This window comes from Anaerocolumna sedimenticola (genome assembly GCF_009931695.1).
In the GTDB taxonomy this organism is placed as follows: domain Bacteria; phylum Bacillota; class Clostridia; order Lachnospirales; family Lachnospiraceae; genus Anaerocolumna; species Anaerocolumna sedimenticola.
Genome location: NZ_CP048000.1, coordinates 2,527,353 through 2,540,471 on the forward strand (window position 1 = coordinate 2,527,353; position 13,119 = coordinate 2,540,471).

Here is a 13,119-nt window from a genome sequence, read left to right on the forward strand (position 1 = left end):
GCAATAATCAGGAATAAAAGAAAGGAGTGAAAGGATGCTTGAAATTAGAGAACGAAATTTAGACCATTCAGCTATGATTGACAGTAAAAAACACTGGGATAATATTGCAAAACCCATAGGGAGCCTGGGAGTGTTTGAAGATTTGATCATTAAAATAGCGGGTATTCAAGGCAGTAAAAACGTTGACATCGGCAAAAAGGCTGTTGTAATCATGTGCAGTGATAATGGAGTGGTAAAGGAAAACGTGACCCAGACAGACAGCTCCGTTACAGCTATAGTTACTGAAAACTTTGCAAAAGGGATTGCAAGTATTAATCAGATGGCAGCGGCTGCCGGTGCCAAGGTAATACCGGTTGACATTGGTATTAACAGAGATTTAACAGTCCCTGGAATTATGAATAGAAAAATCAGTTATGGAACAGGAAATATTGCAAAAGAGGCGGCAATGACCATGGAACAGGTTTTAAAGGCAGTTGAAACCGGTATGGAAATTGTCAAAGATTTAAAAGATGAGGGTTATAAAATAATCGGAACCGGCGAAATGGGGATTGGCAATACCACTACCAGCAGCGCTGTTGCCAGTGTTCTGTTAAATCTTCCGGTAAGGGAAGTCACCGGTAAAGGAGCCGGCTTATCGGAAGTGGGGCTTAAGAATAAAATTCGTGTCATAGAAGAAGCAATCCGTTTTAACAGGCCGGATCCCGGCAAACCTTTGGAGGTTCTGGCTAAACTTGGCGGTTATGATATTGCAGGAATGGTCGGCCTTTATCTAGGAGGTTTAGAGCATAGTATTCCTGTGGTCATTGACGGGGTGATATCTTCCGTAGCAGCACTTTTAGCAGCCAGAATTAACAGGGAAGCAGTCAATTATATGATTCCCTCCCATATGAGTAAAGAACCCGCCAGCATAAAAATTATGGAAGAATTAGGACTTACACCTGTCGTTTACGGTAATCTGGCATTGGGAGAAGGTACGGGTGCAGCCCTTTTATTTCCTTTGTTAGATATGGTATTAAAAGTTTATCATTTTAATTCTACCTTTGAAAATATTAATGTTAAGGCTTATGAGCGGTTTGATACGAAATAAAGAACAGTCTAAAAGTATTTATTTAGTACTAGAGAGAGGTTGTTATGATAATATTAGTTACCGGCGGCAGCGGCAGCGGAAAATCAAAATTTGCGGAAAACTTGGCTGTAAAGCTTAATAAAAATGGTTTGCTTTATATCGCCACCATGATTCCTATGGATGAGGAAAGTGTAAACAGAATAAAAAGACACCAAAACCAAAGGAAAGAAAAAGGATTTCAAACACTGGAATGTTATACGAATCTAAAGAATCTGGAGATAAAAAATTCTCCTACCGTATTATTAGAATGTATGTCCAACTTATTGGCAAATGAAATGTACAGTGATGATGGAATATTGAATTCGCCGGTAAAAGTACCCGTAAAAGAGGAAATCCTAAAGGGTATCACCCATTTAACTGCAGTATGTGAGCGAGTCATAATCGTATCCAATGAAGTATTTTCTGATAATGGATCTCTATATGAAGAAACAACTGAATACATAAAAATTTTAGGTGAAATAAATTGCAGTATTGCCAAGATAGCTTCAAACGTTTACGAAGTCGTATGCGGTATACCGGTTCTCCAGAAAGGAGTGGCTATTGTATGACCACTTTTAAAAACAGACTAGTATCCCTATTAACTTCTATTTTGTCATCCATGATTATATCTTTTTCGACATATTCCAAAATACCTATGCCAAGAGTGGAATGGGACGAAAAAAACAGAAAATATTCTTTGATTTTTTTCCCTTTCATTGGAGCTGTAATCGGTGGATTACTTTGCGGATGGTGGTGGCTCTCTGAGGTTTTAGGTTTTGGGATTATTATGAAATCAGCGGTTGCACTGGTTATTCCCGTCTTTATAACAGGAGGTATTCATTTAGACGGTTTTATCGATACGGTAGATGCGCTAAGTTCCTATCAGCCGAAAGAGAGAAAATTGGAAATATTAAAAGATCCCCATACGGGAGCTTTCGCATTAATTGGCTGTTGTACCTATTTTATCCTGTATTTTGGGGCTCTTACCGAACTAAAAAGTTTGAAGGCTTATCTATTGGTCAGTTTGGGATTTATTCTGTCCAGGGCGTTAAGCGGGTTAGGCTTGGTACTGTTTCGCTCTGCCAGAAAGCAAGGTTTATTATACGCTTTTTCCTCCTCTGCCCATAGGGGGATTACAGGTTTTTCCTTAGGCGTAATTATTTTACTCTGCCTGGGTTTTTTACTTTCCGTAGATATAATCGGCGGCAGCGTACTTTTTTTCACAGCACTTCTAATTTTCTGGTATTACAGAAGGATTTCTTACAGCCAGTTTGGTGGAATTACAGGAGATCTGGCCGGATTTTTCCTGCAGATCTGCGAATTGGCTATGGTGATCGTAATAACGGTAGTTTTGTAAAGAAAGAATTATAAATGGTGTTTGGCAGTATATATAGGATAATACCATGAATGAATATCAGTTTACTATCCGGAGGTAGAACATAATGGAATTATATATCGGCGGTATCAGCCAGGGAAAACTTCAGTTTGTCTGTAACAAAAAGAATATCTCTGAGGACAGTGTAGAAATCTGTGATGGAGCAGATTGTTCCCCGGAGGAAGTCTTTTCCAAGCAAATTATTAACCATTTTCATTTAATGATCAAGCGTTTATGGACGGATGGAATGATGGCGGTTATAAATAAGGATAGTAAGGACACCCTGGCGGACCCGCAGGATAAAGCTGCGGCATTGATTGAAGAGCTGATTGCAAAGAATCCATCCGCCGTCATAATCTGCAATGAAGTCGGATATGGAATTGTTCCCATGGATAAAACGGACCGGATTTACCGGGAAACGGTGGGTCGTTGTTTATGCAGGCTGGCGGAATATTCCACAAGTGTAGAAAGAATAGTGTGCGGATTGGGGATGAAACTAAAATGAAGGTAGTACTAATCAGACATGGTAAGACAGAAGGAAATCTTAAAAAACGGTATATCGGAGTAACGGATGAGCCTTTATGTGTAGAGGGTACGGAACAAATTTTAAATAATATAAAAGAAAACAGGTATCCGGCAGTTGACCTGGTTTATACAAGCCTTTTAAAACGCTGTATTCAAACAGCAGAACGAATCTATCCGGATATAAAATATATTCCTTATGATAACTTAAGAGAGTGTGACTTTGGCGAACTGGAAAATAAAAATTACCTGGAGTTATCGGATCATGAGAAGTATCAAAAATGGCTTGCCAGTAATGGAACGCTGGAATTTCCATCTGCGGAAAAACAAGAGGATTTTAAAAAGAGGTGCCAGGAAGCATATAAATTAATTATCCAAAAAAGTTTCAATCAGGATATCGCTTTTGTTGTCCATGGAGGTACGATTATGGCTATTTTAGAAAAATACGGAGTACCTGAAAAAAGCTTTTATGACTGGCAGTTAAAAAATGGTGAGGGTTATCTGTGTGAATTGGAGAATGACAGAGTCACTTTAAAGGTAATTAAAAAATTAACAGGTAATTTCGAAACTATATAGGAGAAAAATTATGATTTATTATTCCATAACCGCATTTATAACGGGATATCTATTGGATTTACTCTTCGGCGATCCCTATTGGCTTCCCCATCCCATCCGCCTGATAGGAGCCCTGATTACTAAGACAGAAAAGCTGGTTCGAAGATTCTTAAATAAAACCCCTAAAAGTCAGCTGATAGGTGGAGGGGTACTGGTAATCCTGGTTCTGGCCTTTTCAACCCTTATCCCTTTTATCCTGTTGTATATATTGTACCATTACATTCCTCTTCTGGGGTTTTTAGCGGAAAGTATTATGTGTTATCAGATACTGGCTACCAAATGCCTTAAGGTGGAAAGTATGCGGGTCTACCAATCGCTGATAAAAGGTGATTTAAAAGAAGCCAGATATAATATATCCATGATAGTTGGAAGAGATACTGCTGATTTAAATGAAGCGGGAGTAACCAGAGCAGCGGTTGAGACCGTTGCGGAAAACACTTCGGATGGTGTTATTGCACCTATGATTTATCTGGTAATCGGGGGTCCGGTGCTGGGTTTTTTCTATAAAGCAATTAATACCATGGATTCTATGATCGGATATAAAAATGAAACCTACCTCTATTTTGGCAGGATCGCAGCCAAATTAGATGATTTCGTTAATTATCTGCCCTCCAGAATATCCGCTTTACTAATGATATTAACCTGTCCATTTGTGGGATTAGATTTCAAATCGGCAATTCGGATCTACCGGAGAGATAACCGAAACCACACCAGTCCCAATTCAGCCCAGACGGAAGCAGTATGTGCTGGGGCTATGGGCCTTCAGCTTGCAGGAGATGCTTATTATTTTGGAAAACTGTATCATAAGCCAACGATAGGGGATAATACCAGGCCGATTGAAGCAGAGGATATTAAAAAGGTGAATAAACTCCTGTATGCCGTATCTTTTCTTGCGGTTATTTTATTTACCATATTAAAATTGGCTGCAGTTTTGTTTATAAAGTTGGCTTAATTTTATTAGGCTGAGGTCGATCAATATGATTTTTACCGGTTTACCGAACCGGAAGAGAAGGAGAGAAGAATGGAGCAATACCGTCATGGCGGTGAAGTTTATGACAAAAAAATAAGGTGGGACTTTTCCGTTAATACTAACCCCCTTGGTTTACCAGAGGGTGTTAAAAAGACACTTATTGAACAAGTAGATACTTTTACCTTGTATCCGGATAACCGCTGCAGCAGATTGATAACAGCCATAGCGGATTATGAAGAAGTTAACAGAGATACTATAATCTGCGGAAACGGCGCTTCCGATATTATATTTCGTTTGTGTTACGCTCTAAAACCAAAAAAAGCAATGGTTATGGCACCCTCCTTTTCGGAATATGAGAAAGCTTTAACGGAAGCGGGAGGTCAGATTACTTACTGTTTATTAACGGAAGGGGAAGAATTTAATGTAACGGAACTGTTGTTAAATCAATTAGATGAAACCATAGACCTGTTATTTTTGTGTAATCCCAATAATCCGGTGGGAAACCTTATATCTCCCCCCCTTTTAGAAAAAATTATGGAACAATGTCTTAAGTATAATATTTTCCTGGTTATGGATGAATGTTTTATTGAATTTACAGACAATATGGAAAGCTATTCAATAAAAAAGTACATCATTGATAATGATAAAATTTTTCTACTAAAAGCTTTCACCAAACTATATGCTATGGCAGGTTTAAGGCTGGGGTACGGCATTTGCAGTGATCTGCAACTGGTTAACAGGATGTCTGCCATCGGACCTGCCTGGAATGTGTCCGTACCTGCCCAGCTTGCAGGAATCGAAGCCTTAAAGGAAGAAACCTACCGTCTTAAAACCAGAGATATCATAAGGGCAGAACGGGAGTATCTGTATAACAGCCTGAAAATATTAGGAATCAAGGTATTTAAACCCACTGCTAATTATATTTTCTTTAAATGCAGGGAAAACCTGTACGAATTTATGATGGCCAGAGGAATCCTGGTGCGGCAGTGTGACAATTACAATCAGCTAAACAAAGAATACTACCGGATTGCCGTAAAAAATCATGAAGAAAATGAAATTCTGATTAAGAAAATAACTGAATTTTTAGAAAGGGTCTGAATTATGGCAAAAGCAATTATGATACAAGGAACCATGTCCAATGTAGGTAAAAGCCTGCTGGTGGCAGGACTTTGCAGGGTATTGAAACAGGACGGGTATAGGGTGGCTCCCTTTAAATCCCAAAATATGGCACTGAATTCCTTTATTACCGAGGAAGGTCTGGAAATGGGACGTGCCCAGGTAATGCAGGCAGAAGCCTGTGGGATTAAGCCCAGTGTGCTAATGAATCCTATCCTTTTAAAACCAACCACAGACGTAGGTTCTCAGGTTATTGTTAATGGTGAAGTATTGGGCAACATGAAAGCTATGGATTACTTTAAATATAAAAAATCCCTTATCCCGGACATAATGAAAGCGTATCATAAACTGGAGGAAGAATATGATATTATTGTAATCGAAGGTGCCGGAAGTCCTGCGGAAATTAACTTGAAAAGTGATGACATCGTCAATATGGGTATGGCAAAACTTGTGGATGCTCCGGTACTCTTAGTTGGCGATATCGACAGGGGCGGTGTATTTGCTCAGCTAGTGGGAACTCTGATGTTATTGGAGGAAGAAGAAAAAGCAAGGGTGAAAGGCACTATAATTAATAAATTCAGGGGAGATAAAACCATACTGGAACCCGGACTTGCCATGTTAAAGGAGATAAGCGGCAAAGAAGTGGCAGGCGTAATACCTTATCTGTATCTGGATATTGACGACGAGGATAGTTTATCCGAACGTTTTATAAGCAATAAAGCTGCCGGACTGGTAGATATTGCTGTTATAAAATTACCCCGTATCTCAAACTTTACGGATTTTAATTCTCTGGAACATATGGAGGGAGTTACCCTGCGTTATGTAACGAATGCAGCTGACTTAAAAGATGCGGATATGATTATTCTGCCCGGAACCAAAAGTACTATGTCAGACCTTAACTGGATGAGGCAAAACGGTCTGGAAGCAGCAATTAAAAAACAGGCGGCAAAAGGTAAAATAATCTTCGGCATTTGCGGCGGATACCAGATGCTTGGCGAAAAATTAAGCGATCCCTATGATGTGGAAGCCTCAGGCAGTATGGAGGGGATCGGACTCCTGCCAATTGAAACCGTATTTGATAAAGAGAAGGTTCGTACCAGGGTATCGGGTAATATTGCTGATATGGATGGAATTTTTCGGTTATTAAGCGGTATCCGTATCGAAGGTTATGAAATCCATATGGGAGTATCCAATAAGACAGGGGGCGGCAGCGGTAATTATTTTTCTTTGATCACTGATAGTGTAACAGAAAAAACGGATCAGACTTTAGAAGAAAATAATTATAAATCTGATGGTTTTGTATCTGAAAATGTACTGGGGACTTATGTACACGGAATCTTTGACAGGGAAGAATTTTTAGAGGGAATTATTAAAACCCTATTCAAGTGCAAGGGTTTGGAATATAATCAGGTTAAATCCGTTGATTTAAAAGCCTATAAGGAAATGCAATATGATAAGTTAGCGGATTCTGTGAGAAAAAATATGGATATGGATTTTATTTATAAAATTTTGGAGGAAGCTAAATGAATCAGGGTTTAATACATGTTTACTGCGGAGACGGAAAAGGCAAAACAACCGCAGCAATCGGGCTTGCCATACGCGCTGCCGGCAGCGGGATGAGAGTAGTATTGCTGCAGTTTCTAAAAGGAAGGCTGGTAAGTGAACTGGAAAGTTTAAAACTGATTCCGGGTATCACCGTAATACGGAATGATAAAGATTTTGGATTTTATCATACTATGTCTTCTCAGGATAAAATGGATATTACCGCATACCACAATGAAAACTTAAGAAAAGCATTAGATATGGTGGAAGATAACTCCTGCGACCTTTTGATTTTAGATGAAATTATGGCTGCATACAAGTATCAGCTGGTAGACTGCCAGGTAATTGATAACCTTTTACAAAACAAAAAGAAAGAACTGGAACTGGTACTTACCGGACGGGATCCTGCTCCCTTATTTCTGGAAAAGGCAGATTATATATCGGAAATAAAGAAAATAAAACATCCCTACGATAAAAATATTACAGCCAGAAAGGGAATTGAATTATGAAAATACAGGCAGATACCTTATCCCCGAGGAAATTGAAAAAAGAAGTTTTGAACTGATAGAAGCGGAATTAAAAACACAACCGGATGAAGAGCTGAAACCCATTATAAAACGGGTAATCCATACGACGGCAGACTTTGATTATGCAGAAAATCTCTGTTTTTCAGATGAGGTAGTAAAAAAAGCATTGGAAGCGATAAAAAACGGTGCGGACATTGTAACAGATACTAATATGGCTAAGGCAGGAATCAATAAAAAATCCCTGGCCAGATTTGGCGGAGAAGTACACTGCTTTATGGCTGATGAGGATGTTGCCTTAAAAGCGAAAGAAAGAGGGGTAACAAGAGCAGTTATCAGTATGGAAAAAGCGGCAGAACTAAATAAAAGTATTATATTTGCCATCGGCAATGCTCCCACTGCACTGATACGTTTACATGAACTCCTACAGTACAGAAAAATAAAACCGGAGCTAATTATTGGAGTTCCGGTGGGATTTGTTAATGTAGTGGAAGCCAAAGAGTTGATTATGGAAACAGAGGTACCTTATATCGTAGCCAGGGGACGAAAAGGCGGAAGTAATGTAGCGGCATGTATCTGCAACGCTCTTCTATATATGATACCGTAATCATTATCAAGTAATTTAGCTAATAAGCCGCATAAAACAATAAAGAAAAATAACTACTGTGCAAAAGTTCAATAAACTTAATTTTACAGCAGCGTACATTAAAAATAGAGTTGTTATAAATTCTTAGAATACATACTTGCGGATAAAATAATAATAATATATCCGTAAGTGTATTTTAAGGATGATATAACAACCCTATCAGTCAGAACTTTCTTCATTTTTCTCCTTTATCTGATTTTAAATATAACTGAATCATTTGACCTTTAATATAATCTTTATATTCATCCGTAAGACGGTTATAATAATTCAGTACATTCTGTTCATCTTTGGTTAAAACAGTACTGTTAGAAGAAGTGTAATCTGAATTTTCTTTTACTAACTCAAACTTATGTCTGCTGTCTTCATAATCAAACAGATAATCAACGCTGACGCCAAAATATTCGGCCAGTTTAACTAAGATATCAGGATCAGGAGTGCTATAATTTCGTTCATAATTGGACATAGTTGATTTACTAACCCCAAGGATCTGAGCTAAGTCATTCTGCGGAATATTTTTTTGCTGTCTTAAATTTCGAATTTTTTTCCCAATATCCAAGATAACACTCCCTTTTTTAAATAAATACTAACATAAATTATATTTTTTAACATATGAGTACAAAAATACTGGAAATAATTTAAATATATTTGACAAATCCAATAAAATTGGATATAATATAGAAAAGTGATACAACAATAAAAAACCAGTTAAACCAGTTTGCCATATTAACTTTCAATAAAGCATAAGGCTTTTATGAAACAAACATATAAAAATAGAATCCCCTCATATTTTTATATACCTTACGCCTTATGCTTTATTGAAAATTAATATGGTTATTTTTTAGTCTGTCAAAGGTATTAATAATTATTGCTATAATTTAATTCTTACCCGCAATAGTACTGGTAATTCCTTAATTGATAATATTTATAGGATGAATTGACAGTATTTTAAATTGGATAAAATAAAAATACTAATTCTTATCATATTTACTAATATTATGCAAGCATAATGTGATATAATAGAAGTACCAGGATAGATTAGAATCCGGCAGGAATCCTATCAGGGAAACAAATGAAAGGATAGTGAAAATATGTTAAATCAAGAAGTTGTAAAATTACTAAACGAACAGATTAATAAAGAATTTTATTCAGCCTATCTTTATATGGATATGGCTAATTATTACGCGGATCAAAGTTTAAGTGGATTTGAAAACTGGTTTTTTGTTCAAATGCAGGAAGAAAGGGATCATGCAATGCTGTTTCGCCAATACCTGCTAAATAATAGTGAAACCGTTTTGCTGGCAGCAATTTCCGCTCCTGATAAAAAATATGAAAATTTCCGTGAACCATTAGTATTAGCTCTGGAACATGAAGAGTTTGTGACCGCATCCATAAATACTATATATGAAGCAGCTTATAAAAATAAAGATTTCAGGACAATGCAGTTTTTGGATTGGTTTATTAAGGAACAAGGCGAGGAAGAAAAAAATGCAGATGATAATATTAAGAAATATGATTTGTTTGCAGGAGATCCGAAAGGTTTATACATGTTGGATAATGAACTGAAAGCAAGAATCTATACGGCTCCTTCCCTGGTTTTATAAAATTTATTAAAGTCGGCCTATTAAGTTTATATAATTTATAGAAAATAAAGAAGGCTACGCAATAAAATGGGGTTGTCGCACTAAATGCGGCGCCCTTTTTCACTAGAGATATTTATCACATTCTGCCACAACCTAAGTACCGATGGCGGCAAACGTCCTCTTAATGGATTAATAAACACACGCTATTCTTGTGAGAAACATTCAAGATTTCTGAGGCGCCGTCCTACTTTTTCGACAACAAACAAATCCCAAACTTCGAAAAGTAAGGGATTTAAGATAAAATATTGTATGCGATTACAAAATATATATCTTTATGACATAGGTATGTCTTTATGGCATAGGCATATCTTTACGACACAGGGTTATATTTTATTATATAACTATACCTGGATCAGAATGCTAAAAAGTTGATTTCTGCATATTAGTATAAATTTCATTAAATGTAAAAGTCATATTTTCAAAATCTTCGTTGCTTATTAATTGGCGTTTTGCAGCATATTCGCATAAGAAACAGGTAAATGCGGTAAATTTAATATGCTGGATTAAAACGGTAAAGTTACCGGCATCAAAATATTTTTTTATGATTTCATAATTAAATAAAGTAATTTCTATTACAATATCATCTGCTGTCTCCTCTAAAGTTACAAGTAACTCCTCTAATTTATTTTCAACAAATAATTCTTTTAAATCCGTGTTTCTATTATTCATTTCGTCTGTCATGATAAATCCTTTCTTTCATGGTTTATATAGGATTGGAGTGTTAAAAGCCATACAAATAATCTACAATTCGTCAGTTAGCACATCTACACCTCTACATTAGTCTGATGTTTCATAAGTTCGCTGGCAGCTGTATGAAGTCGTTGCTGCTTAGGTCCTGTATTTTAGAACTTATGTACCACTACGTACTTCATCTGCGCGAGAGCATACCTGGAAAGAATTACGTTCTGTATCAAGCAATTATGCAAATTAACGAACTAATTTATTAACTTAATTATTATAATTTAATAATGAATCATAGTCAATTTTTAAAATTAATATATATTGATAATGTGAATTTTATATTTACAGGGAAAGATGGAACCAAGTGGTATAAGAAATTAGTACTAGTGTGTTTTTTGGTCAAAAAATCAATCCCAGTAAATAAGCAGAAAAGCTTGTTTTTACAGTAAATTTAATAAGGATTTCGGCCTGGTTTCATAATGTAAAAATATGTTGACAAATAAATTAATTTGTCTAAAATGATAGTAGATATATTGTTAAATTTTACAAGAATTATAGATAAATATGTAAATTTTTGTGCGTCTATATACTTAAATCATTCACTAAATTTCGACAAACTTAATATGAGATTAATTGTTGGAAGGTGTATATGCATAAAAAAGATTAAACATAAAAATATTAAAAAGTTGAAGGTTTAAAGAATAGCATTATGCTTTATGTAAGTATAAGTGAATCGTAGGAGGACCTGTATATGGATATTACCATGATAATTAGTATTATATTTGCTTTCACATCCCTGATATTGGCTTTTGTTTTGGATGGTGGACATGTTCATTCCTTATTGGAACCAACAGCCGCAATGATTGTATTCGGCGGTACTTTTGGTGCGGTGGGAATATCGTTTAAGTCATCAGTTCTGGTGAAATTGCCTAAGATAATAGCGATAGCTTTTAAAAATCAAAAACAGGACAGGCAAGCAATTGTAGATACATTTTATAAAATATCCAATCTGGCCAGAACAAGTGGATTATTATCCCTGGAAACCGAAATACAGAATAATACATATGATAAATTTATTGTAGAGGGTATTCAGTTAGTTATGGATGGTACGGATCCGGAAATTATTAAAAAGACTTTGGAGAATAAGGTTGATAATATGGAGTACCGGCATTCAAAAGGAATCGCCGTATTTGAAGCAGCAGGCGGATTTGCCCCGACAATGGGTATTATCGGTACGGTTATGGGATTGGTACATGTTTTAGGTAATTTAGGTGGTGACGCAAATTCACTGGGTCCTCAGATTGCCATAGCTTTTATAGCTACTCTTTATGGTATATCATCTGCTAACCTTTTATGGCTGCCAATCGCAAATAAATTAAAAGAGCTTGATACGGATGAAATAGTAACCAAAAACATGATGATGGATGGAATTTTAATGGTACAGGAAGGCGGTAATCCGGCGTTAATCGTAGAAAGGCTGAAAGGGTACTTAGATGATGAAAAAGAAAAAAGAGAAGAAGGAGAACGGTGAAAGATGGCTGTTAACCTACTCGGATTTGATCACGTTATTAATGGTATTTTTTGTTATGCTTTATTCAATCAGCAATGTAAATCAGAAAGAATATGAAGCTCTTTCCCAGTCATTAAGTGAAGCTTTCGGCACTTCAGGAAAGAGCGTAAATGGTTCTATTATACCAAAAGGTGCAGGAATTTTAGACGGTGGTACCGGCCTTACGTCTAAAGATATTAAAGAAAGTGGAGATTCCGAAACGGCACAGACCGGAGAAGGTTATAATATTGATACCAGTGACGGTATTAGTAAAGAGGAGTTTGCCACGCTAAGAAACAATCTTAATAATGCACTGAAAGACAGTAAATTAAAAGATAAACTCCGTATTACAGTGGAAGATAAAGGTATGGTTATTTCTTTGCCGAATGATATTCTATTCGATAGCGGTGAAGCGGATGTAAAACCGGAGATGAAACCAATCCTGGATCAGGTTGCAGTATTATTAAACAGTATTGACAGCCCTATCCAAGTAGAGGGTCATACGGATAATGTACCGGTTAATAATAAGGAATACAGATCTAATTGGCAGTTATCTGCAGATAGAGCAGCCAATGTGGTACAATATTTAATCGAAAATTATAAAATTAAACCGGAACGTTTGGTTGCAATTGGATACGGTGAATATAAACCGGTAGCTTCTAACAAAACCAATGAAGGCAGAATGAAAAACAGACGTATCAGTATAACCTTACTTTATAATGAAGAAGCAGCTCAGGCACAAAATGAATAGAATTGTAAATTATGGGCAGGAAGCCATTGGTTTTATGAAAAAATCAGTGGCTTCCTATTTATTGTGGTATAAAATCTTCCAAA

General features: G+C 36.5%; 15 protein-coding genes. 13 read left to right on the forward strand and 2 right to left on the reverse strand.

Features of this window, described 5'->3' with window-relative positions; genetic code table 11:
• Positions 1 to 34 precede the first annotated feature (34 nt).
• The 10 genes from cobT (at position 35) to Ana3638_RS11135 (ending at position 8,376) form a co-directional block, all read left to right on the forward strand.
• Positions 35 to 1,087, forward strand: a complete 1,053-nt coding sequence (gene cobT, locus Ana3638_RS11090; RefSeq protein WP_161838080.1) for a nicotinate-nucleotide--dimethylbenzimidazole phosphoribosyltransferase — start codon at positions 35 to 37, stop codon at positions 1,085 to 1,087.
• A 44-nt stretch (positions 1,088 to 1,131) separates the two neighbouring features.
• Complete coding sequence (locus Ana3638_RS11095; protein ID WP_161838081.1) at positions 1,132 to 1,674, forward strand: bifunctional adenosylcobinamide kinase/adenosylcobinamide-phosphate guanylyltransferase; 543 nt, start codon at positions 1,132 to 1,134, stop codon at positions 1,672 to 1,674.
• Positions 1,671 to 2,462: an adenosylcobinamide-GDP ribazoletransferase gene (locus Ana3638_RS11100; protein WP_246241008.1), complete on the forward strand. Its 792-nt coding sequence runs from the start codon at positions 1,671 to 1,673 to the stop codon at positions 2,460 to 2,462. The genes Ana3638_RS11095 and Ana3638_RS11100 overlap by 4 nt, the downstream gene beginning before the upstream one ends.
• A gap of 85 nt (positions 2,463 to 2,547) precedes the next feature.
• Positions 2,548 to 2,985 (forward strand): bifunctional adenosylcobinamide kinase/adenosylcobinamide-phosphate guanylyltransferase, encoded by a 438-nt coding sequence (locus Ana3638_RS11105; protein ID WP_161838082.1) that lies wholly within the window; start codon positions 2,548 to 2,550, stop codon positions 2,983 to 2,985.
• Complete coding sequence (locus tag Ana3638_RS11110) at positions 2,982 to 3,578, forward strand: histidine phosphatase family protein (protein WP_161838083.1); 597 nt, start codon at positions 2,982 to 2,984, stop codon at positions 3,576 to 3,578. Before Ana3638_RS11105 ends, Ana3638_RS11110 begins: the two co-directional genes overlap by 4 nt.
• Positions 3,579 to 3,588: 10 nt before the next feature.
• A complete protein-coding gene (gene cbiB, locus Ana3638_RS11115; RefSeq protein WP_161838084.1) occupies positions 3,589 to 4,569 on the forward strand; it encodes an adenosylcobinamide-phosphate synthase CbiB in 981 nt (326 codons plus the stop codon).
• A gap of 69 nt (positions 4,570 to 4,638) precedes the next feature.
• Complete coding sequence (locus tag Ana3638_RS11120) at positions 4,639 to 5,685, forward strand: pyridoxal phosphate-dependent aminotransferase (RefSeq protein WP_161838085.1); 1,047 nt, start codon at positions 4,639 to 4,641, stop codon at positions 5,683 to 5,685.
• Positions 5,686 to 5,688: 3 nt separating this feature from the next.
• Entirely contained in the window at positions 5,689 to 7,230 is a 1,542-nt protein-coding gene (locus Ana3638_RS11125) for a cobyric acid synthase (protein ID WP_161838086.1), read from the forward strand.
• On the forward strand, positions 7,227 to 7,754 hold the full coding sequence (locus Ana3638_RS11130; protein ID WP_161838087.1) for a cob(I)yrinic acid a,c-diamide adenosyltransferase: 528 nt from the start codon (positions 7,227 to 7,229) through the stop codon (positions 7,752 to 7,754). The genes Ana3638_RS11125 and Ana3638_RS11130 overlap by 4 nt, the downstream gene beginning before the upstream one ends.
• A complete protein-coding gene (locus Ana3638_RS11135; protein WP_161838088.1) occupies positions 7,744 to 8,376 on the forward strand; it encodes a precorrin-8X methylmutase in 633 nt (210 codons plus the stop codon). Before Ana3638_RS11130 ends, Ana3638_RS11135 begins: the two co-directional genes overlap by 11 nt.
• A 214-nt stretch (positions 8,377 to 8,590) precedes the next feature.
• Here Ana3638_RS11135 and Ana3638_RS11140 read toward each other — a convergent pair whose 3' ends face one another.
• Positions 8,591 to 8,971: a helix-turn-helix domain-containing protein gene (locus Ana3638_RS11140; protein ID WP_161838089.1), complete on the reverse strand. Its 381-nt coding sequence runs from the start codon at positions 8,969 to 8,971 to the stop codon at positions 8,591 to 8,593.
• A 532-nt stretch (positions 8,972 to 9,503) separates the two neighbouring features.
• Between Ana3638_RS11140 and Ana3638_RS11145 the strand changes: the two genes are divergently transcribed.
• Positions 9,504 to 10,016 (forward strand): ferritin, encoded by a 513-nt coding sequence (locus Ana3638_RS11145; RefSeq protein WP_161838090.1) that lies wholly within the window; start codon positions 9,504 to 9,506, stop codon positions 10,014 to 10,016.
• 399 nt (positions 10,017 to 10,415) lie between these two features.
• On the opposite strand, the gene Ana3638_RS11150 is transcribed toward Ana3638_RS11145, so the two are convergent.
• Positions 10,416 to 10,736, reverse strand: a complete 321-nt coding sequence (locus Ana3638_RS11150; protein WP_161838091.1) for a hypothetical protein — start codon at positions 10,734 to 10,736, stop codon at positions 10,416 to 10,418.
• A gap of 751 nt (positions 10,737 to 11,487) precedes the next feature.
• Between Ana3638_RS11150 and Ana3638_RS11155 the strand changes: the two genes are divergently transcribed.
• Both Ana3638_RS11155 and Ana3638_RS11160 read left to right on the forward strand, forming a co-directional pair.
• The gene (locus tag Ana3638_RS11155; RefSeq protein ID WP_161838092.1) at positions 11,488 to 12,267 is read left to right on the forward strand and encodes a flagellar motor protein; all 780 of its coding nucleotides are present in this window, start codon (positions 11,488 to 11,490) and stop codon (positions 12,265 to 12,267) included.
• The gene (locus Ana3638_RS11160; RefSeq protein WP_161838093.1) at positions 12,230 to 13,036 is read left to right on the forward strand and encodes a flagellar motor protein MotB; all 807 of its coding nucleotides are present in this window, start codon (positions 12,230 to 12,232) and stop codon (positions 13,034 to 13,036) included. Before Ana3638_RS11155 ends, Ana3638_RS11160 begins: the two co-directional genes overlap by 38 nt.
• The last annotated feature ends 83 nt before the right edge of the window (positions 13,037 to 13,119 follow it).